At 50.7% G+C, this 23,797-nt stretch carries 32 protein-coding genes; 1 reads left to right on the top strand and 31 read right to left on the bottom strand.

All coding sequences use genetic code 11. The annotated features are described in order from the left end of the window. Position 1 precedes the first annotated feature (1 nt). From BN1234_RS02330 to terL, 27 genes are all read right to left on the bottom strand, one after another. A complete protein-coding gene (locus BN1234_RS02330) occupies positions 2-700 on the bottom strand; it encodes an N-acetylmuramoyl-L-alanine amidase (RefSeq protein ID WP_082423073.1) in 699 nt (232 codons plus the stop codon). 1 nt (position 701) lies between these two features. After that, the gene (locus BN1234_RS02325; protein WP_054955058.1) at positions 702-1,067 is read right to left on the bottom strand and encodes a hypothetical protein; all 366 of its coding nucleotides are present in this window, start codon (positions 1,065-1,067) and stop codon (positions 702-704) included. Positions 1,068-1,080: 13 nt separating this feature from the next. Continuing rightward, a complete protein-coding gene (locus tag BN1234_RS22165) occupies positions 1,081-1,221 on the bottom strand; it encodes a CD1375 family protein (protein WP_156337117.1) in 141 nt (46 codons plus the stop codon). Positions 1,222-1,282: 61 nt separating this feature from the next. Continuing rightward, positions 1,283-1,423, bottom strand: a complete 141-nt coding sequence (locus BN1234_RS22420; RefSeq protein ID WP_170307973.1) for a CD1375 family protein — start codon at positions 1,421-1,423, stop codon at positions 1,283-1,285. Then, positions 1,416-1,829 (bottom strand): hypothetical protein, encoded by a 414-nt coding sequence (locus tag BN1234_RS02320; RefSeq protein WP_054955057.1) that lies wholly within the window; start codon positions 1,827-1,829, stop codon positions 1,416-1,418. Before BN1234_RS02320 ends, BN1234_RS22420 begins: the two co-directional genes overlap by 8 nt. Before the next feature lie 13 nt (positions 1,830-1,842). Next, positions 1,843-2,805, bottom strand: a complete 963-nt coding sequence (locus tag BN1234_RS02315; protein ID WP_082423072.1) for a tail fiber protein — start codon at positions 2,803-2,805, stop codon at positions 1,843-1,845. Next, entirely contained in the window at positions 2,738-3,382 is a 645-nt protein-coding gene (locus tag BN1234_RS02310) for a putative phage tail protein (RefSeq protein ID WP_245640062.1), read from the bottom strand. Before BN1234_RS02310 ends, BN1234_RS02315 begins: the two co-directional genes overlap by 68 nt. After that, the gene (locus tag BN1234_RS02305) at positions 3,379-4,476 is read right to left on the bottom strand and encodes a baseplate J/gp47 family protein (RefSeq protein WP_054955055.1); all 1,098 of its coding nucleotides are present in this window, start codon (positions 4,474-4,476) and stop codon (positions 3,379-3,381) included. Before BN1234_RS02305 ends, BN1234_RS02310 begins: the two co-directional genes overlap by 4 nt. Then, positions 4,476-4,892 (bottom strand): DUF2634 domain-containing protein, encoded by a 417-nt coding sequence (locus BN1234_RS02300; protein ID WP_054955054.1) that lies wholly within the window; start codon positions 4,890-4,892, stop codon positions 4,476-4,478. The genes BN1234_RS02305 and BN1234_RS02300 overlap by 1 nt, the downstream gene beginning before the upstream one ends. A 3-nt stretch (positions 4,893-4,895) precedes the next feature. Beyond that, the gene (locus BN1234_RS02295) at positions 4,896-5,300 is read right to left on the bottom strand and encodes a DUF2577 domain-containing protein (RefSeq protein WP_054955053.1); all 405 of its coding nucleotides are present in this window, start codon (positions 5,298-5,300) and stop codon (positions 4,896-4,898) included. Then, positions 5,297-6,454, bottom strand: a complete 1,158-nt coding sequence (locus tag BN1234_RS02290; protein WP_211751788.1) for an XkdQ/YqbQ family protein — start codon at positions 6,452-6,454, stop codon at positions 5,297-5,299. The genes BN1234_RS02295 and BN1234_RS02290 overlap by 4 nt, the downstream gene beginning before the upstream one ends. Further along, entirely contained in the window at positions 6,454-7,131 is a 678-nt protein-coding gene (locus BN1234_RS02285; RefSeq protein WP_054955052.1) for a LysM peptidoglycan-binding domain-containing protein, read from the bottom strand. Before BN1234_RS02285 ends, BN1234_RS02290 begins: the two co-directional genes overlap by 1 nt. A 12-nt stretch (positions 7,132-7,143) precedes the next feature. Beyond that, on the bottom strand, positions 7,144-9,210 hold the full coding sequence (locus tag BN1234_RS22580) for a phage tail tape measure protein (RefSeq protein ID WP_054955051.1): 2,067 nt from the start codon (positions 9,208-9,210) through the stop codon (positions 7,144-7,146). A 198-nt stretch (positions 9,211-9,408) separates the two neighbouring features. Beyond that, positions 9,409-9,792, bottom strand: a complete 384-nt coding sequence (locus tag BN1234_RS02275) for a phage tail assembly chaperone (protein ID WP_054955050.1) — start codon at positions 9,790-9,792, stop codon at positions 9,409-9,411. A 67-nt stretch (positions 9,793-9,859) separates the two neighbouring features. Next, positions 9,860-10,312 carry a phage tail tube protein gene (locus BN1234_RS02270; RefSeq protein WP_054955049.1) on the bottom strand — a complete coding sequence of 151 codons (453 nt, stop codon included), beginning with the start codon at positions 10,310-10,312 and terminating at the stop codon, positions 9,860-9,862. Between the two features lie 16 nt (positions 10,313-10,328). Further along, positions 10,329-11,372 carry a phage tail sheath subtilisin-like domain-containing protein gene (locus tag BN1234_RS02265; protein ID WP_054955048.1) on the bottom strand — a complete coding sequence of 348 codons (1,044 nt, stop codon included), beginning with the start codon at positions 11,370-11,372 and terminating at the stop codon, positions 10,329-10,331. A gap of 50 nt (positions 11,373-11,422) precedes the next feature. Then, a complete protein-coding gene (locus BN1234_RS02260; protein WP_054955047.1) occupies positions 11,423-11,845 on the bottom strand; it encodes a hypothetical protein in 423 nt (140 codons plus the stop codon). Position 11,846: 1 nt separating this feature from the next. Next, positions 11,847-12,275: a hypothetical protein gene (locus tag BN1234_RS02255; protein ID WP_054955046.1), complete on the bottom strand. Its 429-nt coding sequence runs from the start codon at positions 12,273-12,275 to the stop codon at positions 11,847-11,849. Further along, on the bottom strand, positions 12,275-12,916 hold the full coding sequence (locus tag BN1234_RS02250; RefSeq protein ID WP_054955045.1) for a hypothetical protein: 642 nt from the start codon (positions 12,914-12,916) through the stop codon (positions 12,275-12,277). The genes BN1234_RS02255 and BN1234_RS02250 overlap by 1 nt, the downstream gene beginning before the upstream one ends. Further along, positions 12,916-13,764, bottom strand: a complete 849-nt coding sequence (locus BN1234_RS02245) for a structural protein (RefSeq protein ID WP_054955044.1) — start codon at positions 13,762-13,764, stop codon at positions 12,916-12,918. Before BN1234_RS02245 ends, BN1234_RS02250 begins: the two co-directional genes overlap by 1 nt. Then, on the bottom strand, positions 13,761-14,186 hold the full coding sequence (locus tag BN1234_RS02240; protein ID WP_054955043.1) for a hypothetical protein: 426 nt from the start codon (positions 14,184-14,186) through the stop codon (positions 13,761-13,763). The genes BN1234_RS02245 and BN1234_RS02240 overlap by 4 nt, the downstream gene beginning before the upstream one ends. A 222-nt stretch (positions 14,187-14,408) precedes the next feature. Next, the gene (locus BN1234_RS02230) at positions 14,409-15,425 is read right to left on the bottom strand and encodes a major capsid protein (RefSeq protein ID WP_054955041.1); all 1,017 of its coding nucleotides are present in this window, start codon (positions 15,423-15,425) and stop codon (positions 14,409-14,411) included. 75 nt (positions 15,426-15,500) lie between these two features. Next, positions 15,501-15,875, bottom strand: coding sequence for a hypothetical protein (locus BN1234_RS02225; RefSeq protein WP_054955040.1), 375 nt, complete (start codon positions 15,873-15,875; stop codon positions 15,501-15,503). A 25-nt stretch (positions 15,876-15,900) separates the two neighbouring features. After that, complete coding sequence (locus BN1234_RS02220) at positions 15,901-16,248, bottom strand: hypothetical protein (RefSeq protein WP_054955039.1); 348 nt, start codon at positions 16,246-16,248, stop codon at positions 15,901-15,903. 16 nt (positions 16,249-16,264) lie between these two features. Then, on the bottom strand, positions 16,265-16,828 hold the full coding sequence (locus tag BN1234_RS02215; protein WP_054955038.1) for a capsid assembly scaffolding protein Gp46 family protein: 564 nt from the start codon (positions 16,826-16,828) through the stop codon (positions 16,265-16,267). Between the two features lie 81 nt (positions 16,829-16,909). Next, entirely contained in the window at positions 16,910-18,421 is a 1,512-nt protein-coding gene (locus BN1234_RS02210; protein WP_054955037.1) for a phage portal protein, read from the bottom strand. 21 nt (positions 18,422-18,442) lie between these two features. Continuing rightward, positions 18,443-20,221: a phage terminase large subunit gene (gene terL, locus BN1234_RS02205; RefSeq protein WP_245640061.1), complete on the bottom strand. Its 1,779-nt coding sequence runs from the start codon at positions 20,219-20,221 to the stop codon at positions 18,443-18,445. Positions 20,222-20,571: 350 nt separating this feature from the next. On the opposite strand from terL, the gene BN1234_RS02200 reads away from it, so the two are divergent. Next, positions 20,572-21,132 (top strand): recombinase family protein, encoded by a 561-nt coding sequence (locus BN1234_RS02200; RefSeq protein WP_054955036.1) that lies wholly within the window; start codon positions 20,572-20,574, stop codon positions 21,130-21,132. Between the two features lie 104 nt (positions 21,133-21,236). On the opposite strand, the gene BN1234_RS02195 is transcribed toward BN1234_RS02200, so the two are convergent. From BN1234_RS02195 to BN1234_RS02185, 4 genes are all read right to left on the bottom strand, one after another. After that, positions 21,237-21,617, bottom strand: coding sequence for a phBC6A51 family helix-turn-helix protein (locus tag BN1234_RS02195; protein ID WP_054955035.1), 381 nt, complete (start codon positions 21,615-21,617; stop codon positions 21,237-21,239). Positions 21,618-22,136: 519 nt separating this feature from the next. Further along, positions 22,137-22,313 carry a hypothetical protein gene (locus BN1234_RS22155; RefSeq protein WP_156337116.1) on the bottom strand — a complete coding sequence of 59 codons (177 nt, stop codon included), beginning with the start codon at positions 22,311-22,313 and terminating at the stop codon, positions 22,137-22,139. Between the two features lie 183 nt (positions 22,314-22,496). Next, positions 22,497-23,345, bottom strand: coding sequence for a hypothetical protein (locus BN1234_RS02190; RefSeq protein ID WP_054955034.1), 849 nt, complete (start codon positions 23,343-23,345; stop codon positions 22,497-22,499). Positions 23,346-23,519: 174 nt separating this feature from the next. Further along, a complete protein-coding gene (locus BN1234_RS02185; protein WP_054955033.1) occupies positions 23,520-23,738 on the bottom strand; it encodes a hypothetical protein in 219 nt (72 codons plus the stop codon). Positions 23,739-23,797: the final 59 nt, after the last annotated feature.

Here is a 23,797-nt window from a genome sequence, read left to right as displayed (position 1 = left end):
ATTACTTCGCCTCCTTCGTTGTAATCGTCGCCAATTTCGCCTTGTTATCCCACGTAATCGTAGCGCCTATCCGTTCGCTAATATCACGTAGCGGCACGTAAACTGAGCCGTCGATAATAACGCCGTCCTTCGCATCCTTACCGTTAACCTTAACGTTAGCCTTATCGATTTTCATATCGCTAACCTCCGCCTTTCCTTCGTTTAACTTAGCGGCGACTCGCGCCTTAAACGTGTGCCAGCCGGTCCATTTCCCGTCATCGTACATTAGGCGCGGACATATCTTTCCGGACCAATCGAAGTGACGGCGCAAACGATCTACGCCCCATCCGCGGTCCTTTAGCATCTGCGCGATTAATTCGACCGCGTTATCGAGAGTCTTCGCATAATTACCGCTTTCGCATATCTCAACGCCGATCGACGTCCGATTGCCGGAATTAACGCCGCTACCATCCCCCGCGTGCCACGCGTTTTCGTTAAGCGGAATGCACTCGATAGCACCTAACTCGTCAACCGCAATGTGAAACGATGCTTGACGCAGATTAGCCGGATTCGTTAGCCAATTGCGTTCGCCGGCCGCCGATGATGTCGGATTGCCCGTATTGTGTATCGTAAGGGTAGTCGGCGCCATCCGGTATTCCGGCCGCCTATTTTGCGGAGTGTCCTTCGGAATATGATTCGTTATATAACGTATAGCTGCCATATTAGCCGCCTCCTTTCGTAACCGCGTACGTGACTAGCGCGAAGATTGTACCGGTGAGTACGAATTTGATTAGCGATATCCAAGCGCGTTGATTCGCCGACCGTTCCTTCGTGCTATCCGTGTGCGATTGCTGTACCAACGAAAAAAGCTTCGTCTCAAGCGAGTCGAAGCGTAAGATTATTTGCGTATAGTGTTCCTTAATCGCGCCAGTCGTTACCTTTAATTCGCGTATATCGTCGTCATGGCGCTTCTGCGTTTCTTCGAGCAGTTTCATCCGCGTTTCATCCGCTATGGCCGCCGCAGATAAGCGCGTAAACTCGGCGGCGAGCGTTTGTAATTGCGCGTTTACTTCGTCTTGATCCGGCATCGTGCCGTCCTCCTTATTCCGTCGTTTCGCCCATTCCCAAATCCGCCATTACTATATCGCGGATGATCGCAGGCACTTCGTCAATCGTGCGTCGTCCGTTGAGAATCAAATGGACGTAAGTTGTCGCGAAGATGCGTTTTTGTTGTTCCGTCATGATTGCGCCACCTCCTTTCGCGAGTAAACCGAACGCAAATAGAAAAAGCCGCGTCCGTAGCTTACGCATTAGTTGCGGTCGCTGTGGATTCGGCTTTAATTTCGTCATATTCCGTTCGGATAACGTTAGGTACGCTATCTTCCGTGCGGCGTCCGGCTTTAACGAGATCGTAGTAAATCTTCGCTAGTGCGCGCTTATCCATTCGTAAGCACCTCCGTTCCTGCGAGGACCATTTCGAATAGTGATGCGATGGCTTCTTTATTATCGAGGTCAGCCGCTTGGAGTTGCGCGACTTGTTCGGTGAGTGGCGGTTGATATACCGGCGGATCATCCGGCGAATTCCCTATGTCACGATAGTTAAACTCAATTTGTTTCGTTTCAATATTAATGCGCCATCCGTTAGATTCATCAAAATCCTGGTCGTATTGTCCGTACTCAAGTTCGATATAATCGAATGATTCCCGAACCCGATCCCGAAGCTCGGGGAATATGGAAATGAGATAATCTATTTCAAACGGCGTAAAATAGTCACCTCTTTGAGAAGGAGCCTCAATAATTTTATTCCCTGTTGAATTGTCGTAAAAAAGAACTCTCCCCTGTTCAGTCATGTATCATCCCTCCTCACTCATATATTCTGTAGTTATAGGTTTCACTATAGTGATAGGTTCTTGCGCTAATAACCCCACTATTATAATATAGAGCGCTCCCCCAGGAGCTAGAGCTAGTACCCGAGCAGTAAAATAAAGGCATATATGCAGCGCCGCGTATAACACCTATAGAGAAATCGTTATCAACAGTCCCATCACCACTACCCCGCCATAGGAGTATAATCTTTGGAGCAAACTCTGCGTTAAAAGGTATTGATACCGCTCCGCTCGTCGGCGTGACGGAACCCTCGACAAAGCGTTTTCCGGGAATTAGCGTACCAAGAACGTTGAAGACATTCGTGCCTGAGCGGATGTTTGACGACACTAAATCCAGATCCCCAAGTATCGTAATCGCTGACGAATAATAACCTGCGGCCTTCGTTTGATTCGTCGTTCCCGGCGTGACCGTGCCGCCTGCGCCTCGATTTGGCATTGTACCAGTCAATCCATTAGCCCCTGCATTACTAAACAGTTTTCCCGTCAGCACGTCCGCTGCAGTTGCGTTACCTGTTGCTCTGATTATCGCCGCCATCTTCGGGATCAACTGCGCCCATGATTCACTTGTGGATGCCGCTACACCTATGGAATTGAGCGCGGCAACCACTTCCGCTTTACGATCAATTCCAGCTTGCTTTCCCGCAAGAGCCTCGTCATACGCCTTCTTCACCGCATTAGGCGTAGCCGCTTGCGTTGTTGACGTACTATTCACCGCATCATTCAGTTGGACGACGCCTTTTCGCGTAGTCGACGCATCAGCCGGAGCCTGTACGCTTAATTGCTCCGCCGGCACCTTACCGTCCGCCCCTAACGTAGCCAATCCGCCTGCGACGCCAACCTTCGCATCGATTCCGTTAGCCAATGCGTTCATATCACGCGGTACGTCCGCGGTCATATTCGCGTCGATAAGCGGTAATTTTAGTTTCGTTGTGTCCGCCATATATTACGCCAACCCCCCGATTATAGATTTCGCCATACGTTTTACCCGACGCCTTAACCGCGCCATATGTCCGCCCGCCTGCCGCCAATTCCGCGTAAGTGTAAAAACGGAACACGTAATCAATCGCTAAGTGAGCCGGAGTTATATCGCGAACAGCCGCTTTCAGTTCCGCAATTTGTTCCGGTACGCCCATCGTACTGACGAACGTAATCACGATTGTGTATTCCGCCGTCTTACTCGTAACCGCGACATCACCGTTCGAATACGCCGACGCCACGTTTTCTATTAAATCCGCCGATACCGCGCCAACTCCGCGCAAACGGGACAGCAATATCTCGCGCCGCTGTCCGTACGTCTTCGTTTGGTCCGTCGCTAGTCCGAATATGCGCTCCCACCGCGTAAGTCCCCACGTTGCGGTTTCGATATAAAACTGCGCCAATACATCGTCAATGCTCGCGTTAAGCCGCGCAAACTCTTCCGCCTCGCGGTCGATAATGTTCGTCGCGGCGTCTATCTCGCGATAATAGTCCGGCGCATAATCGAGCATGTCGAGCGCTATTTCTTGCGTTGATCTCATACGGCCGCCACCGCCTCCGTTACGATAACCTCGCCGAGTACCGCAACTTCTCCGTCAGCAATCGCAATGTTTCCACCGCCACCATTAACCGTTAAGTTTTCGTAGTCAATAACCGGCGGCACGTCGAGGATAACGTTGGCAATCCGCGTAACTCGAACGAGCGGATCAGCAAACGCAAGCGACCGAAGATAAGTACGCACTCCCGTTTCAATCTGCGCCTTAACTTCCGCCGTTGTTGCGCCAGGTGCGAGTGTCACATTAACCGTAATATTAATCGGAATTTCAACCGCGCCCGTCACCGTTGCAATTGCGCCGATAGGAGCCGCACCAAGTCCACGTCCGTCCTGCGTTGGGTCGATATACGTTTGAGCTGCGTTAACTACCGTTGGATCAGGCGCTGTTTTATCATCGTCAAGTAATACGACTTTAACGGTGCCAGGACCCGCCCATATCGGATAGACTCGCGCATCACTAACGCCGGGTATTTCTAGCGCCCATTGGCGGTATTGATTCGCATTGCCCGATGTAGCCGGCCGCCGAGCCCGTTCGAAGTATCGCGCGAGTAATGACGCATCTGACTCCGCATCGACGCCGCCTTCGAAATATGACGCGTTGGTAACGGTAAGAATCCCCGCCAAGTCGCCGATTACCGTATTAACTGCGCCTGCCCCTACGTTGCCACGTGCGCCGCCTACTTGCGCCTCTACCGCGACTGTAACGGAACCGCCTGCGATAGTTGCCGCCGCCAATGTTACGTAATAAACCGGAGTCTCTCCGCTTGTTCCTACGACTGTTCCCGCCGGTATCACCGTGCCGTCTGGTCCGCTAAATGTAACGGAGCCTATCGCCTTAACCGCAGGCTTCCGCGCTAACCCGTACTCTCGCGCTTTCCTATCGAGTAGCGCTCCGTACGTCGTGTCCGCGAATCCTGCGTTAAGTACCGCGTCTAACTCGACATATGCGTGTTCTAATTCGATAGCTGCAGGCGCGGTCAAATCGTACGTAACGGAGCCTTGGCGCTTATCTATATCCGGAGGTGACGCGTCAAGCATCCGCCCGTGTATTGCGGCTTGTGTTTCCGTTTCATACGCCATTAAATCGTCACCTCCATCGGAATAGTTTCTTCGTTTATCTCCACGTAAAAAGACACGTAAAGGCGGTCGCCCTCGCGTGTCAGTTCGAAATCATATACGTCTGTTATGCGGTCATCGTAAAGCAGCGCCTCTTCGATAACTCGCGGTATTTCCGTCTCCAATAGCGATAGTGTCGCGCTTGATCCGATTAAATCGTCAATTTCGCTTCCGTAATCATCGTCGTATATCGCGAATCGGTAGCGCGACGTCTTAATCGCCTTGACGACGAATTGCTTTATCGCGTCAATGCCGTCAACCACGCCGCCAAGAACTCCGTTATCGAAGTCGAGCGCGTACGTCTTTAGCGGTTGTTCTTCAGCGATTTCTGCGAGTTCTTCCGCCGCAATATCGACGGGCTGTAGTGGACTAAGCGCCATTATTTAAACGCCTCCTATCCGGTCGAGTACTACGTATCCTTGGCCGCTATTGTATGACGCGACGACAACGCGGTCCCCTTTCGTGAGAGCCGCGCCCATCTTAACGTCAGCGTCCGTTATCGTAAACGCCGTTATTTTATGCGTATGTGCCGGATCGCCCGCCTGCGTCGTTGTTAGTGTTATTTCGCCACCGCTTATCGTTGCTTTGCGCGTATGCTCCGTCAAGTGTTCGCAAACTGCGAAGTCGTCTTCGTCAAGTTCTAGCGGCATATTATCGATTTTGATACGGAGGGGCGACGCGGATACTACCGTTGCAAATTCGATATCGACATCGCGATTATGGCCGAGCGCCTTAACCATCGCCTTAAATTGACTATAACCGCCGCCTTCGATTAACTCCGGTTTCATAGCGGCTTCTCCCCTCCGTTTCGTTTGCGTATTTGTTCGATGAATAAGTCCGTCGAACTCTTTTTCTTCGCCTTAGCCGGCGCCTTTTTCTTCGTTGTCGTCTTCGTTGTTTTCTTCTTCGCGGCAGTCTTCGCTTTCTTAGCGGCTTCCTTCTTCTCCGGACTTTCCTCGTATTCCAATTTCGGCAAGTCGTCCGTTTTAGATATCGTTACTTCCATCCGGTGGGCGCCGTTTTGGAACGTATGAGTATCTGCGTTAACGTAAAATCCGCCAACTAAATCCGTCATTGATTCGAACGCATAAACGGCCGAGCCTGCGACGACATCCGTAATGCCAAGCGCTTCGACCGTTATTTCCTCCGATACCTTCGCGAGTTCCTTTAGGCGCTGTTTCGCGAGCTGCTTAATCGCGGATTCTTTCATTTGGCTATCGGCTTGTTCGACGTGCTGCATAAGTCCGTATTTCTTCGCGAGAGTCGCGTCCTTTTCCGTTGCCGTTAGCGGCTTTTTATCGTCGCCTCCGATAACCTTAACGGATGTACGCATATCCTCGATTGATTGCGTTCGATTTGCGCTGAGTATATTTACGCCGTCTTCGAGCATCCAACGGACGGCGCCGTCTTTCTTTTCGCGAAGGAACAGTTTACCCTCGCGCGAATATACCGCAAACTTATCGCCGTTCTGTTTGCGCGTTTGAGTTAGCGCCGTGACGACCATATCCCATAGCGTCATGTTGCGCAAAATAAGCTTCGGAATAACATAACGAGTAGACGCGATGGTTCCCGTCGGTATCTCGAAAGCTGCGCATATTTCCTTGACGATAGCGCCCGCCGTCATGCCGACAAACTTGCGCGTATCCGCATTTTTCGTCAGATAGACGTTTTCGTCATACGCGAGTACCGTCGCGTCGCCGCGATCCGTTATTGAATACTCGAAGATGATGCCGCGGAACAGGCCGACGTTATCCGCGTAGAATCGGAGTTCCTTACCGACTTCGAAGTTTACCGCCTGTTCCTCGCCATCGAGCGTATTATTTAACGTTAACTTGAGTGTGCGGTGTGGTTGCGCCACATCTCCGGACCAGACGGCCGTTTTAACTAGCGGCTCGATATAGTAAGTTCCGTCGTATAAAACGCGAATATCTACGCTTTCCATTACGGTATCACCAACTTAACGCCGGGTTTGATTACGTTTGGATTCGGACCAATCGCCTTTTTATTCGCGTCATATATCTTTCGCCAATCATTGCCTTTACCGTAAACGTTGGCGCTAATCTTAAATAGCGAATCGCCGGATTTAACCGTATAGGATTTCGGAACCTCACGCGTTGATGGGCGTTGAGCGGACGTTTGAAGCTTCGGCATTGTTGCGCTTCCGCTTCCGGAAACTTGTTCGCCCTTTTTCGCGATTTTGATAAACGTGTATTCCTTGAGGTCAAGCGTAAAGTATATATCGCCAGGCTCGCCACCGCGCTCTTCGTATTCGAAATTACGGATTGTGACCGCAATGTTAATCGGCGTATTCGTAACGATGTAGCGTATCGGCTTGCCCGACCGCTGCCAGCGTTCGATTGTTTTAACGTATTCCCACGGGTCCTCAATATCGGGATATTCGCAATAGGAGGCGTTATAGTCACGCGGGAAAAAAGAAGATATCGAAAACTCCTTCTGGCGTCCGCTACCAATTACGGTATATTCGCCAATATCGGATACTTCGATATCTTCGTAGCCGTGCGCAGATACAACGGAAATAGATTCCGGATTAACCGGCAACCATATCTCCTCTGCGCTGTTATTAAATTTAAGCCAAAACTCCGGCTTTTTACGTGCCATCTACTCGCCTCCTTACTGCGCCATTTCGTACGCCAGGCGCTTCGCAATCTTTTCGATATCGGCTTCTTCGCGTACGTAAAAGTTATTTCCGCTGATTACGACCGGACGAGAACCGCCCGTACCGTTTGCGCCATTTTCGCCGCGGTATCGTTTGGACTCTTCGCGTGTCAATACTTCCTCGCCTTTGTGCAGGCGCGCAATCATTCCGTTATATGGGACGTTGTTGATTCCGCCGCTGAAACCGAATGCTTTCTTTTTAATCATCGCGACACCCATTTGTTCGAACGCCGCTTTCTCATCTGGAGACATTTTGCCGCTTCGGTACTTCTCAACGAGGTCATCCCGTTTTTGACCGCCTTGGATACCGCCTGTTACCGCACCTGCTGCAGCTCCGACGGCTAATCCCGGCAATCCTGCTACAGCACCGCCAGCACCACCGAGTAACACCGCGTTTGCGATTGGATCTCCCTTTATCGCGGATAATATACCGCTAACAAGCTCCTTACCCATCGATAGCCCAACGGCCGCCATCTGCGGAACTGCCGCTTGAAGTCCACCCACGATAAACTTCGTAATCTCCTCAACCATCTTCTTAAAATGACCGGCACCGGCTTGGCCCCACCATTTGCGGAATGATTGCATTACGTCTTCGAATATAAACACGATTTTACTTGGGATGTCGGGAAGCTGGGCAAACTCCGGATTATCGATGAAATGCGTCTTAACGTAACTCTTCGCGTTATCAACCATCGACTGAACGCCCGCCACAATTTTCGGCGTATAACGCTCTACGAAATCAGCCGCAGCATTAGCGAGATCCTTAACGATAGGAAGTACCGGCATCATTCCGGCAATCTGCAACGTCTCGATTGCGCCGCTAAACTGTTCGACCGCTCCTGATGCGTTGTCCATCTTCTTACGTGCGACGTCTAGCGCTGTTACGTTCGACATTTCCTTCCGGAATTTATCCACGCCTTCTGCGCCCTCTTTGTACAGAATCGTTGCCGCACGTACCGCGTCCGTTCCGAACATGAGTTTAAGCGCATGTTGGCGTTCTTGATTCGTCAGCTTGCCGAGTGATGTGCGCAAGGTTCCCGCGATATCATTAAGCGATTTAATATTACCGGCCGCGTCGAAGAACTTATTCGAACCGTCCTCCGTCATTAAACCGAGTTCACGGAATAGTCCGATTTGCTCGTCCGTTACCGGCTGTAGCGTTTGAAGCATCGTTTTGAGCGACGTACCTGCGTCCGAACCTTTAAGGCCGCGGTTAGCGAATACGCCGAGCGCAACGTTAGTGTCTTCGAATGTCATGCCGAGTCCGGACGCTACCGCGGAAGCCATCGAAAGTGAGTACCGCAAGTCCTCGACGCCTGTTGCGGATGCGTTCGCTGTACCTGCGAGAATATTCGCCGCCTGTGCAGCGCTCATTCCGTCTTCCTGGAACGCGTTTAATGCGGTCGACATAATTTCCGCCGCAGATGCGAGATCAAGTTCGCCCGCCGTTGCGAGATTAAGCGCCGCTTCAAGTGCGCCCGTTTGTACGGTGGCCGGCGTAAGGCCCGCCTTGAGAAGCTCCTCTATCGCCTGTCCGGCTTCTAGCGCGTTATACTTAGTAGCCGCGCCCATTTTGAGAGCGAGCGACTGCATTTGTGCCATTTCCGTTTGTGATGCGCCAGTTAACGCCGCAATCGAAGACATCTGCGCTTCAAAGTCCATCGCCTTATTCAGCGATTTATATCCGGCATAAGCTGCCGTTCCGAGCGCCGCAATACCGGTGATTCCTGCGCCTTTTATTGCGCCGGAACCGAGACTGCGGAATAAGTCTTTCGTTTTCGTGTTGAGATTCTTCATGGCTTTTTCAGCCTTTTTAGTTGCCTTCTCGATTAGGCTTAAACTCGACTGCGCCTTGCCCGCACCCGCAACAAACTTACCCTGTGCATCACGTAATCGCCCGTTAGCATCGCGATAAGATTCGGCTGCTTTATGCGCTTTTTCCATCGATTTCTTGACATTATCTAGCGCTTTACTAGCGCCATCGTCCTTTATTCGGATGCGTCCTTCGAGATTAAATGCCACTTACTCGCCGACCTCCTCCCTGTCGGTTTCGCGCCTTCTCCGCACGCTTCCGTTCCTTTTCCTCGTCTTCCAATACGAGGAGCATCGACGCAAATAAAAATATCTGGTGTCGCTTTTCCTTCGCGTAAATCTCATCAGGCGGGATGTGGTGTCGTTGGAAGATGGCGTGGAGAAGGAACGGAACACCGCCCGCCTTGATTAGTTTTTTGCGTCTTCGATTAACTCGTCTTCATTCCCGAAGCCAGAAAGATCAAGAATCGCCTGCATCACTTTGACCATCTCGCCCGGTAACAGCGCCTTAGTCACGCAATCAATCTCGTCAGCCGCGCCATAATGTGCCTTGAGCGCTTTGTCATTAAAATCTGGATCAACGCAGCCCTTTACGATAACCAGTCCGTTAAACATGTCGTTATTCGTCTGCTTTCCGCCTTTACCGTCCGGAACCGTTGACCGTTCGCCGATACGCCGCATATCCTCGTTACTTAGCGCCTTAACGGTAAAATGCGTCTTCAATCGCGCGATATAAACCTCTTTCGTTTGTTCCAATGTTGCGCCGAGTAGCGCGTCCAATCCTTTAGCCATGCGTTTATCCCTCCGATAAAATTAAAGAGCCGGACAAATGCGTCCGACCCTCGTTTATTTGCGTTGATTACTGCGGTCTAATTCCCTCGATAACTTCGTAGCCGGAGAATACAAACGTGTACTCCTGCTCGACGATCGAACCAACTTCGAAATTGATTACCGGAATATTGTCGAATGTGACGTTTTTCAGACGTACACGATACGCGCCAAATGATTCCGGATCATCGAGTACGACCTGCAGCTCGGTCACGAACGGTGAACTTTCGTCGTCCGTAACTTGGTTCATTTTCTCGATCCATACGGACGTAATCATGTAGCCGCCGATACTTCCGGAACCTTTAAGCGTTGTTGTTTTATTGCCGAGCCAACGCGTACCAGCTCTGCGGATTTCCTCCATGCCGATTTCGATGTTCGCTTCAATCGATGTGACATTCGACAACCACTCGCCGTCCTCATCGTACAAGAATCCGTAGTTACCGCTGATAACGCGCTTAGCGTCAAGCGTGCCTTGTTGTGCCATCTATTTTTCACCGTCCTTAAATATTGATTGTTAAGAATATCCGCTCGATGCTATCCGTCTCGCTGTAGCTAATCTGCAGGAACACCGAGTCACCGACGCTAGGACGCGTTGGATCAAGCGCAACGGCCGGCGAAGTCAGTACCCCGTCAGCTTCCAACGTTTCCAAATACGCCTTAATCGCGATCATTAACGTTGCTTGTCCGTTTGCGTTGTTATTGAGCTTGCCGATATAGTTGTCGGCGGCCGTGCGCGAGATATCGGTCGCAATCGCTTGGCGAGCGCGTACACTTCGGATCTTTTGACCCGACGTTGTGATGCCGCTAACGATTTTCACTTTTACGCCATCGTGTACGAGGACCAGCGAGCCAGCCGTTAATGCCGCGTTAATCTGCGAATTGGTCATGCGCTTATTAACGTCTTCGAGCGGCATTGGATCGTATGTCACCGACTCGTTAATCGGAGTGCCTGCGATATCACCCGCGATAAACGGCGCAAACTCGGACGATGTGTAAACCGTGTCGCCAACCGTACCGCCGACCGTAAGGTTAACGATATAGTCGTCGCTATTAAGCGTAGTCCGTGCGTCGCCTGCCGTTGGATCTGCGTCTGTTACCGCGTCACCGCCGATAACGACGATAAAGTGCTTGCCCTCGTCACGATTGCGCTTGACCCACGTCTTAACCGCCGATTGCTGATCCGCATCATATTCGCCGTCGAATACAAATACGTTAAATCCGCGTGTGTCGAAGGCTTCACGCATATCAACGTAATCCTGTTCGACCGGATCGTCGGGCATCGTATAAACGAGTACCTCTTTGGCGCCGCCTTGGAGCGCGAGCAATATCGAATCAATATTCGCGAGTCCGAATAATTCCGCCGCCTCTGCTTCGGACGCCACCGTATAAAACGTCTTGGCCGACGCTGTATTCGCGTAGTCCAGTAACGGGATAGCGACGATACCGCGAGCGCCTCCGTTAATTTGGGCGGCCGCAGCACGTTTGAAGTTAATGTAAATGCCCGGCTGTATTGGTAGTGCGGTAGGGTCCCAACTTCTTGCCATGTTTAAACCTCCTTTGGATATAAAAAGAGCGCCCCATTTCGGGACGCCCGCTAAACTTTGCGTATTCCAACGTTATTAATTTTCGGATATTGCGCCTGGACTCGCGCCTCTCTTACGCTTGTGTCTAGCACGCCGATAATCACGAACAATCCGTTATCCGTTTTCGCCGGTTGCGATATCGAGAACGCATTAACGCGAATATGTCCGATTAACTCCGATTGATATATCGCCGTACTAAGCGCATCCATATTCGCCAGCACCGTATCCGGCCGCTTATCAACGTGTACGATTTGGTACGCGCGATCAACTCGGTAATGATACCGCGTTTCCGTCTCGCGGTCCTCGTCAATCATGCGGACATAAAACGAGTTAACGGGCGGTTGTGCCGGTACATCTTGCTTGCCGGTTGTTGCGGTCGGGAATAACGCTTTGATATACGCCTCAATCGCAACCATGTCGTTAATTACGCTCAAATTACGTCATCCCCTTTCGCCGCAACTCCGCCTCGATTGCGTCCTCAATTAAGCGGTGCATACGCGATTCGCTATCGTTCTTCGCCTGCTCGAGGAAATCGAGAACCGTGCCGGGTTCACGCGCGCTTAGTCCCGTACTGTTATGCAGATAATACGCGTAGTTAAATCCGTTATTAAACGCATTCGCTACGACCGATCCGCTGATGCCATCTAATCCGACTTTAGGCGTTGTATGGTCGATACGTGCGCGCAAGTTACCGCCGCGGCGCCCTTTATAGCGTCCGATTGGCGCGAGATTCGTCGCCTTGAGTTGCCAGTATTCTAGCGCATCGTTTACGCCATTTATAGCGCCTTCGATAACGGCTTCTTCCGCGCGGTCTAGCGCCTTTTCGAACGCCTTGAAGTCCATTTCGAAATCAAACGACGCCATTACACGTACACCTCCGTTACCAAAGGCGTCCCGTCAACGCGTCGTTTAACTACGATACGAGTCGGCTCGCGCTCGACCACTACGCCAATCTCGTTTACATAGCGGACTTTATCCCGATATGAAACTTGCGCCAATCCTTCGAGTACAATGCGGAGCTGTACAACCGCTTCCTCTCCGTATTGGTTCGCGACTGTCCGCGTTTCCTCTTGTACAAACGCATCGAGCGTAAATGGCGGAAGCTCGACCGGCTGTCCCCATCCGTCATCAACTCCGCTCGGTATAACGGTAATCATCTGACCGTCTGTGACCGCGAGCATCAGGCGGCATTCATATCGATTTAATCCGCCGAGTCCGCGCTCATCAATATCGGTCAAAATGTACCGATTACCTTTGCGCCATATTTTTAACGCGGTGTATATGCCAACATCCGGATCAAACGACGCCATATAATCGTTCGTGTCAAACGTGTAATCGCCGAATGCGCGTACGGGGCTTCCGTTAGGGACGCGCGGCTCCGCCCATATCGCGTAGGCAACCGTTTGGCTTCCATCCGTATGTTCAATTGTTACCGGTTCGGTGCGGTGCTGTTTGATATCCGCCCGATTAGCGCGTATAAAAGCCACGTCTGCGTCCGTTAACACTACCGCACCTCCTCCGATAAGATGTATTGCGTATAAGCGGTACAATTCGGATGTATCGAAAAAATATCGGTGTCCGACGGAAGGAATATCCCCGCGCCTAATCCGTGGCGATCTTCCGCCGCTTTACTAACGCATTTCTCCGATTGCTTGCGGCCCGGTATTAGGCGGAGCGCGCTAACGAATTTCGATTTCTCGGCCGTATAACCTATCGCGGTCCTATATGCCGTATTCGATTCCGTTATCGCGAGCCTCCGCGCTTTCCAGGACTCCGTTTCGTAAACGCCTCTTATCTCGCGGACCATCTTCGCCGTTGTGTCTCCGCGAATGATTCCGCGCCGAAGTACGTTACCCATTTCCGCACGCTGTTCGCCGGCAAACTGCCACACGCGGTCAGACAGCGTTAAGCCGTCCGGTCCCGTACGTTGCGCCAAGTATTGCGCCAAGTTACGCGGCGATGGCGATTTTCCCGTTAACGTCGGCAGTACGACACTCTCCGCAACTTTAGCGGTTAGCACGAAATCAGCCGATAAGCCTAGCGCCTTCTGAAACGCCGTGAATGCGTCGGCATATCCGATTTCTGCGCTGTCTACCATAGCGCGATTAAGCGATGATTCCGTTATACTGCGGATTTCGCGTTCTATATCCTCCAAGTCGCGGAGTAGAGTATTGACGCGCGTTCGATTTATCGTATCGTCCTTATTCGCGTATTCCTCTACGAGATCCACGACCTGCAGGCGTGTACTAGCGACATCGCGCGCAACCTTATCGGACATGGCGGCGGATGTTTCGAGATAATCGTTATGGAGTTCGGTTAATAATTCGTTTAATCTGCGTTCGTTTTCCGTCACAGACGCCACCACCCGTAACGCGGCGGCACTTCATAATCACGGTCAATTCGGCGCGCTACCTTAAACGTTGATCCGCCCTTACGCGCATCGATTACGCCTTTTTCGCGTTCATACTCAAGCGCTAGGTCGGCGGCAATTTTGCGATATTGATCGGCGACCATCGTCTTATCGACCGCTTCTTCTCCGTCCGTATACTTAAAGTAATGCGCGACTGAAAACGCAATAGCGCGGGCGCCGTGTATCTGCGCGAGTAAGAGTAATAACGCTGCTTCCTCGTTATCTACATCGAAGGCGGTCATCGGCGCATATCCGTATTGATAGAGCGCTTCGGCTAACCACGCCTCGATGTCCGCCGGTTCTACGCCCGGCACTTGACGAAAACGTGCGGTCAGGCGCTCGATTAATTGCGGATAGTTCGCCATATATACCGCCGCCTCCTTATTTACGTTTGGATTTCGCAGGCTTAGACTCCGGTTTATCATCGGACTCGTCCGCTTTCTGCTCCGTTTTTCCTTCGTCCAAGATGCGCACATAACCGATATTGGCGAGGTGTTGCGCGGTCTTCGCTTCCACGTCGAGTACCGCGCCCTTTCCTTGCCCATCGACTACTGCGTCGAGGACTTCGATCTTAACTTTCGCGGACATTACGGAGTGTAGACGTCAGCGTGGAAGAGCAGTGCTGGCGCTTCAACAACCGGGAAGCCGGCGGCTGCTACACGGATAACGGATTCGATTGGCTCGAATTTATCGTAAGCGCGAAGATCAATGCCTGGCTGATAGTTGTTTTCCACCGTTGGGCCGTAAACGAAATTACCTACGCCAGCAGACGCAAATACTACGCGGTTAACCGGCATAAATTCGATAACTTCGTCGTTGCCTGTATAGATGTCTTTAACGGTAACCTTGCGGTTAGATACGACTTCAACCGGCGGCAATCCGTAACCACCGAGTACGCTGTTTAATTCAGCGGTAGATACGCGGCCGGAATTGATAGAACGACCAGCTTCCGCAACAATTACGGAGTTCTTCAGGAGCAACGCTTGAGTTTCGCGAGACATCAGGATAACGTCCGGTTGCTTACCGTTAGTAGCTTCGTAAGTTGCGGCCCAATCGAGCAAATCGCCGATTACGTCATGATCTGCGCTCTTCCAATCGTCAGACGAAGACAATGCGACTTTATGTTCCGCCGGGATACCGTAATCAACCGTAATTTTTACGCCGTTTTTGTTGTATGTGAACGTACCTTTAGCGATTGCTTCCATTTTGGAAACGTCTACGCGGAGCTGCAGTGCTTTAACGAGATCCTCGGCTTGTATTGTCAACTTGTCGATCATCGCGGATTTCTCGGAGTCGGAGCGTGCTTGATTCAGTGCGAGAAGTTCTTCTTCCGTTGCGATGTATTTCAGACCCATCTTCGCCAGTTCGCCCATTTTGGACGCTACTGCGTCACGGTCAACAACCGGAGGCTCTGCGCCGTATCCGATCATAGCTGCGATGTGCTTCGATTTCTTAATAACGTCATATGCAAATGTCGTTGAGAATACGCGGTCATCCGGCATAAAACGGTCCGCCAGTGTTGGTACGCGCTCCTCTACTGTAACGTCAACTAGGCCGCGCAATTGCGGCTCAGTAAAAGCCTCTAAATGTGTAATTCCTGCCATTTATATATCTCTCCCTTATTTTTGGATACAAAAAAGACGCCTCCGTATTTGGGGCGCCTCTACTTGTTCCTTATATTAGATGTGCTTAACGAAGCGAATCATTGGATTAGCGGTTTTGAATGCAGTAAGTGCGGCATTAGTAGGTAATTTTGCCTCGTAAACGGAACCGCGAACGATAACCTCACCGACGATCAAATCGTTCTTACCGTCAGAGATAGCGTCGATATTCAAAATACCGAAGTTATCAAATCCGGTTGCTGTCGTGAATTTTTCGAACTTACCCGAAGTAGTATTGCGCGCAATCAGCGTACCGAGTTCGATTTTGCCTGCCGGAAACTTAGTGCCGTCCAGTGTTGCGCCGCCCTCGATAAATTGCAGATGTTCACTTGCGAGAATATTTTTACCGCCGACAAATGGAGTCTCGGTAAATTTAGGTGTGTAAGCTGGCATTTATTTCACTCCTCTTATTTTTGGTTTAAGCCTTGAGCGCCGCAATGAGCGCATTTAACTTTGTCGCGATATCCTGCGCAGTAGCCGTCGCCGGATCAGTGATTGGCGTTACGCCATTAACGGATGACTTCGCAATCTTACCGCCCAAGTCCGCCGTCAGATTCGTAATTTTCGACTGTGCCAACGTCGGAATCTGCGCTTCCGTTGCGGTGCCTGTAATCGTTGTAAACGCTTGGTTATGTGTAGCCGGCGCGAATGTCGTAGGCTTGCCGGTAACGTCCGCCCATGTAACGGTGCTAGGGCCTCCGCCTGCATCTTCCGCAATTTCTAGCGCCTTATGCGCAACGGATCTTGCGTAAATATCTTTCGCCATTCTGTCTCACCTCCTCTCAGCGTTTGCCGGACTGTTTAAGGCGGTCGAGACGTTCTTTTACCGCGGCTTTCGGATCGTACGTCTTAACTGGCGGCCGCCCTCCGTTATTTAAATTCGGATCAATTCCGCCTGACTTCGGTGGCATGTCCGCGATTACTTCGTCAATACTCGCCTTAATCGCTTCCTCGTCTTCGCCAACAACGTACTTACTAACGCGAGCTAGTTGTTCCGCTGAATAACCGGCCTCGACGAGTAATTGCGTTTTCGTGGCGTTTAGTGCGGCCGTCTTTGCTTCGGAGCGAGCGCGGTCGAGTTCCGCCTGTGCGCTTTCGTACAGCGCTTTGTATTCCTCGTTTTTCTCGCGTTCCTTACGTTCGGCTTCCGCTTGTGCCGCGGTCTTTTCGTCGTCGAACTTCTTTTTTTGGCGCGATAATCGGTCTTTAATTAGCGCATCAACCGCCGCCTGCTGTTCCGGTGTAAGCTCGACTTTCTTAGGCGGTGTGTCTTGCGTATCAGTGTCCGCCGGATCTCCTTCGCCAAATAGTTGTAAGTTTAGCGGCAATCTAAATCGTTGTTTCATCGCAATACCTCCGTTTAAAGTCCGTCGACTATAGCGTTAAATGACCGTCAGTTTAACGACGTGACGTCGGTCGTGCGGACATTATTCCGCAGATTGATACGGATCGGTTACGGCTCTGTTTGCCGCTGTTTCTTCGGATATTTCCGCCTTCTTAGCGGCGACATTTTCAACGCCGAGCCTACGCATTGCGCCCGCGATAGATTCGAATCCATTCGCGGTTTCCAGCGATAACAATTCGACGAGTGATGCGCGGTTGTCCGGCAATGGAAGCACAAATTTAATTTCGTTAGTGTAGTCGGTAATCGAGCGTATAACCGTTTTGTCGTACGCAAAAACAGCGCGATTAGCCCGCGCCTGTAGATAACGTATAGACTTTTCGTGAAGCTCTTGGAGTCCGTCCTGCCACTCTAACCAGTGCTCTTCCGTCTCCTGGATAATCGACTGGAACAATACGTGTAGCGCATCGCCATTTAATCCGCCGAAGTTAAGTTCCTGCGGCACAACGTTAGGTAACGAAGTGATTTCGTGTAATGCCGCCTTCAAACGCGAATACTGCGCGTCAAATGCCGCCGACCACGAGAACGTTCCCTCAATCCGTTTGACGTCCGGTTTAACGTCGCTATTGTGTCCCGCAACAACTTCGAGACTTGCGCCTGGTGCGATTTGCACCTTATCGGCTGTTCCCGGCGGTACATTTAAAAAGGCCGTCATTGCGAACATTTCGAATTTAAGCGAATCGGCTGCGTCTTCATTCATCGCGTTCAAACGGTCGGTAACGGCGCGCATCGCTTCGATTTCGGACGTATCCATTTCCTCACCGGAAAGTCCTGGCACCGCGAACGTTACGATCGGTAGGAAGTCGAGGCCCATCGGTATAGGTTTCTTTTTAGATCCGTCCTCATTCTTGTCTAACCTTTCGAGTGCCTCGTTGTAAATTCCGTCATCGTAATAGCAGACGCCATTTTCGAGCGTAAACGATTCCTTGTGGATGAGCGTACGCCCGTCTTCTTCGATTTGTGTTATAAAGTGTCCACCGTTCATTAACGTTGCGTCTGCGTCAGAGTACTCCGGCACAAACTCCGCATCAGGACGCCATACCCACCGGAGTTTACCGCTATTTACGTCGAATACGATTTTACATACGACTCGGCGTGCGATAAGGTAATCGCGTGCTGCTCGCGTTAATGCCGTGCGCATCTTATTCTCGCGCCACAACTGGTAAAGAAGCGCCTCATATGCGGACGCCATTTGCGCTTGTTCCGGCGTCGGCTCTTGCGGAGTCGGTACGTTTATGCCGTGCTGTCCGCCCATTAGCCAGCGCGCTTTTTTATCGATAAACGATTTAAAATAGTTCGTCGGGAATCGCGTCGGATCGTAATCGAGTCCGGGCGGTCGCGGCATATCTTCCGCAGTTACGAGCTGGCCCGTTTCCGGATTAACGTGTTGCTTGCCGCCGTAATACTCGTAATCGCGTAATTGGCGGTTAATCCGTTGCCACGTCGTAGCGCCTAACGCTTGCTGCAGCGGAGAGAATATTAAGCGCTCGTATACGTCTTGGCTTATCGTCGAGTACGGTATAAATTTCGTTAACATGTGCGTCCTCCTTTCGTTGGGTTATCGTGTTCGTTTGCGTGTGTTGCGTACCGTTACCGTCATCTGTTTCAGCGCGGATACGGCCATTTCGCAGCTATCGGGCAGATCATCGTGCGTTCCTGTTCCGTATAATTCGAACTGTTCGAGTAATAGCGCGTGTTTGCGGCTAAACTGTAATTCCTTGCTTTCTATTAGCGGTAACAACATTTCGATACGCATCTCTTTACGCGACCGCTGATGTACCTTCTTCAATCGTGAATGTGCCGGATATCCTACGCGCGCCAATTCCTTCGCCAACGTATCGACGAAGAACTCCTGCGCCGCTTGCGCCTCGGCCGCGATAATGTCCGGCTGCCAGCGAAGTACTTTTTCCGTTATGACTGCGATAAACTTGTCCGGATGGATGCGCTCACCGTACGAGTCGATAACGTAAATTGTTCCGGTCTTGCGGTGCTTGGCCGCGACGGTAATTGCGGAATAGTCTCCGCGAGTCTTACCGAGTGCGAAGTCGACGCCGAGCGATATTTCGTATTCGTCATGGTTGCGCCGCGGGTATTCGTTTATAATCTCGCGCACTTTATCGTCCCAATACGTAAAGTTCGCCGGATTGAATATCATGTTTTCCTCGTCAACCGGATTATTCATATACTCCGTGTTAAACGCCTTCGAACCGTTGTTCCATTTCCACGTCATTAGCGTCCATAACGGCTGCACTTCCGGCCACAATACGATCGAGCCGCCGTCCATTTCCGCCTTATTTGCGTGATAGAACTCTTCCGCAGCTTCGGCACGGTCAGGATTATCGCGGTCGGTATATACCTGGCGGCATTCTTCCCACAAATCCATACGCGCCGGCCACTGGATAACGGCGCGAAATAACCGCGTCTTAAAGTCCGAGCGGCTTTCCATTACGTAGCGCAGTAAGGAATCGTGGTGAACCATCGTTCCCATGTAGATTAGCGCGGTCTTCTTGCCGGCCGGATCGCCGAGTGGTACGACTACTTGCGTAAACCAATCGCGCATTTCCTGGCGCAGTAGATCCGTATTCGTATTCTTTTTACCTTCGAGATCATCGCATATAATCAAGTCCGGCCGCACGCCGTTCCAGTTACGTCCACGAAGCGCCTGTCCCGTTGATGCCGCTTCTACTCGCGCAAGTAGTCGCTGACCGCCGCCCTCTCGCGGTTCCCATGCGATAAATTCCGAACTGTTATCCTTCGGATTTTCCTGCTGCTTAACGGATAATAGCGGTCCAAAGTCCGCGCGCAATTTAGCGTTAGACTTGAGTTGCAGCGCCAGCCAATCGAGGTTACCGGTCGCTACCGTTGGCGTCTCCGATATAATGATTACGTATTTGCGGCGCCTATATACGATTTCATGCAGCGGATTACCTTTCGACAAGAACGATGACTTTGCGTGTGAACGCGGCGCCGCCACCGCAACCTTATCGTTAGTGACTCCGTTCATGATTTCGCATATCTCGCGGTGGAACTGCGGCGCGTGTTCGATTTCTATCGGTATCCAGTTGCCGTCGTTATCCGCGTTATAGTAGTCGCCGAAATATTCGTAACAAAAGTAGAGTAGATCATTCTCGGCGTTATTTATACGTTCCAGGCGTTCGAGTTCGGACATTTGTTCGTCAATAATACGCAGATCATCCGGAGGGAGCAGCGTTATGTCAATCTTAAAGGTGCCCGCCTCCTCGTCGTATATTGCGTCTCTCAGCGTCCTTAACCGGTGAATTTCCGCCTCGCGTTCCGGCCGCTTGAGCCAGCGATTATTTACCCATGCGATTGACATCGCCTCCCTTCCGCTAAATCTGAGCGTTGACTTTGCGTTATTTTGCGTTGGATGAGCGTTTATACTTCCGCACGGCGAAAACGCCTAAATCAACGGTGAGATTTGGCGTAGGGCATACGTGCTTGCGTCGGACTCCGAAAAGTCAAACGTTATTTTTGATACGCGGATTTCTCTGGCGCCTGATTCGCTAACTTTTCGTAAGGTACCCCCGCCCCATGCCGCGTTCGTACTATCGTAGTCAACCGTCGGTGTCGTATCTTGAAGGTATTGACACCGCAAAAGAGATAGCGTATTATCAAGGTATGAAACGGTGTCAAAACTTAGTGTCACAATCGAAAGGGGTAGTTCGCATGATTTACGGCTATGCTCGCGTATCAACGTTAGGACAGGATTTAAGCGCACAGATTGCGCAGCTTAAAGAGAACGGTGCCGAAATAATATACGCGGAGAAGCATACGGGCACGAAAAAGGATCGGCCAGAGTTTACGAAGCTGCTCTCCGTTTTGCAATCGGGCGATACGCTAATCGTAACGAAGGTTGACCGCTTTGCCCGTTCGACTGTTGACGCGATTACCACCGTTAAGGAGCTGTACGAACGCGGCGTTAAGATTAACGTACTCAATATGGGCGTTATCGAAAACACCGTAACTGGACGCCTAATCCTCACGATATTCAGCGCATTCGCTGAATTTGAACGCGATCTAATCGTAGAACGTACGCAGGAAGGCAAGGCGATTGCGCGCCAGAAAGACGGATTCACCGAAGGCCGTCCGCGTGCTTATACGAAGAAACAAATGGATCACGCAATAGCGCTTTTAGACGCGCATTCCTATAACGAAGTAGCCGCAATGACCGGAATCAGCAAATCTACGCTAATTCGCGAGGTAAATCGGCGGAAAACGCCTCTCTGAAAAATTTCGGAGGGGCTGTCCGCCAGAGGCTTGCGGCAGGTGAATCGGACACCTTCGGACACATCCGCAAATAAATCGCTACTATTATATACGCGAAATAAACGTCAACTGTCCGCAGTCCCTTTCAACGCCTGTATACGCAACTTAAGCGCCTCTAAATCGGTGCCTTCCGCATTCTTAGCGTCAACCTCTACGCGATCCGTAAGCATATCGTTAACTTGTAGCGCTAACTTCGCCATAGCTGCGTTTCCATCGCGTATAGCAATATCCGCAAGTGATTCGACTAGCTCCGGCAACTTATCGCTGTTATTCCGTATAATTGCGCGTTTCAACTCGCGATCAAATGCGGCATCCTTGCGCCACTGTTTAAGCGTATTAACATGAATACCACATATTGCCGCAATCTCTTCGAATGTCTTTCCGCCTTTCTTTGGCTGCGATAACCATTCGATAGCTACGTATTGTTCCGCTGTAATATTCGCCATATTAACGCACACCTCCCTCCGTTAAATCTGCGACCCACCAAACGCTAGTTCTGCAATGCGTCGATCTCTTTCGTTCCTTATACCTTGCGTGATGTTAACGCCTTTATATTGTGAATCCGAGTGTTGCGGTCTAAGAACATAATACGCAATCTCCTGCGGTGTTCCTTCGATTAGTACACCGTCAATTATCGCTTTCATAGCGCAATCCCTCCGTTTATTCAGCGTAGTAAAGAGCGCCAGGTAAACGCTCCTTACTCGCGCAAGTGATAACGTTAATGTTAGCGTTATAAATAAGGTTTGGGTTTTGCCTACATGAGATACTTCTTTGAGTATGCTTCATGTTAAACCTTAAAGGCTTGTCCGAGGAAAACCGCCTCGTCCATCTGTCCGGCGCTGCCGTCCAGAACCTTATATTATTTAGACCGCGAATCTTTAACCTTAAAAGAATACGCGCCAAAAATATATAGTACACGACGTCGCCGAAGGCGGCGGAAGTGTCGGACGTGCTTTTCGTCCGATCTACAGCGCTATTACTGCGCTATTTACTCCGTCAGGCAATCCGTCTTCAAACTCGTAATTATAATCGTCAGCCTTTGCGTAGCTACTAAACGTTTGATACCGCTCTTTACCTTGCGCCAACAAAACGTAATTCTCTCCGTTAACATCCGTAATCTGAATACCGTATCTTTGCGCCATAATAGCGTATCCCCTTTCGCATTGGACAAGATTAAGAAATAATTTGAAAACGCGATTCTAAAAATCACTATGTTTCCTTCGATTACCTACGAAATCCTCCGTTTTCCTCCGTTTTCCTCGTGTAAAGAAAATGCCCGATAGATCGGCGATTTTGTAAAGAAAATGCCCGATAGTTTTAGCCTATCACTTACGCCGTTTCCGATAGTTATTTCTTATCGAGAACATTTCGCGCAGCGTAGCGTCAGGCGTGCCGACTTTGCGGTAGAATACGAACGGATTAACCTTGTAGTAGCGCGCATTCCCGTAAACGACTTCGGCGAATACGTATTGATCCCCGAATTTAAGTCCGCGCATCTTCCGGTATACCGTCTTCGCGTCAACGCCCGTTAGCGCCGCGATATCCTCTTTCGTAAGCGGCAGCGTATTCTCTACGTCGCGTTCGAATGGATTCGCGCATACCGTATTCGTTTCGAGATGAACGTGCGGCAGCAGCTTATATACGAAGCCGAGATCCTTCGCGCTAACCTCCGAGTACAGCCGCTTAACCTTCGCAACAAAAGAACGGACGATATGCGTATTATCCGTGCGTCCCTGGAAATGGTAACGCGGATTCATACGATATTGTCCGCCATCTTCGTACATGACGCCATTCTCGATCATAGCCGCGATAAACTCCGTTGCTGTCGGTCGGCTTACGTCGAGTGTGCGCCGTATATCTTCGCGACTCATGGCGGTCTTGTCCGCATTAGCGAGTATCGCGTCGTAATTAACGAAGCATTGTAAATACAGCAGATATCCGCAGTGTTTATCGGATACACGCTCGATTACTTCGTCGATATTATCCATATTCGTTATCGTAAATTCCGAAGCGCGGCCGTTCTTCTTCGCTTGTTCGCGCTCCTTATACGCATCAGCCTGCGCAATGTTAACGACTTTATGCGTTTCAGCCGGCGCAAATACGAGCGCTTCGCCTGTTGCCGGGTCGTATGCGGTGCCTGTGCCGGTAAATGCGATGTGTTCAGCGCTAAGCAATCGTCATCCCTCCGCTAAATAAAAATAGCGCAGGATCGTCCGGAGTCTACCCGGAACGTGCGTAGTCCTTGCGCCTTACTTCTTCATTGTATATAGTCATGAAAACCCTAAAAATGCACGATTAAGCATGAAAAAAGACGCCATTATCGGCGCCTCGCTTGCGTTATTATTCGATTAAAACTTCATAATTCCAGAAGGGTTCTCCCAATCGCACATACTCGACTCATCCGTAATCTCTTCGTACCCATCAACAACTTGCCACACAACAATACACTCTTTGCCTTCTTCATCAACTCCGAGCGCTTTGTATATCGGACGCTCATCGATTGGACCGTCTATATACGGGTCCTGCATTAATGTGATCGTTTTGCCTTCGATTTTGACGACTTCCATGATAATATCCTCCTCGTCCTCATCCGGTATATCCGGCCTGTTGGCGCTGCTTAATCCGA

It is taken from the genome of Paenibacillus dakarensis, from assembly GCF_001373415.1.
GTDB lineage: Bacteria > Bacillota > Bacilli > Paenibacillales > Paenibacillaceae > Paenibacillus_AQ > Paenibacillus_AQ dakarensis.
The sequence above is the reverse complement of the archived record's forward strand: the minus strand, read 5'-3'. Positions and strand labels throughout refer to the sequence as shown.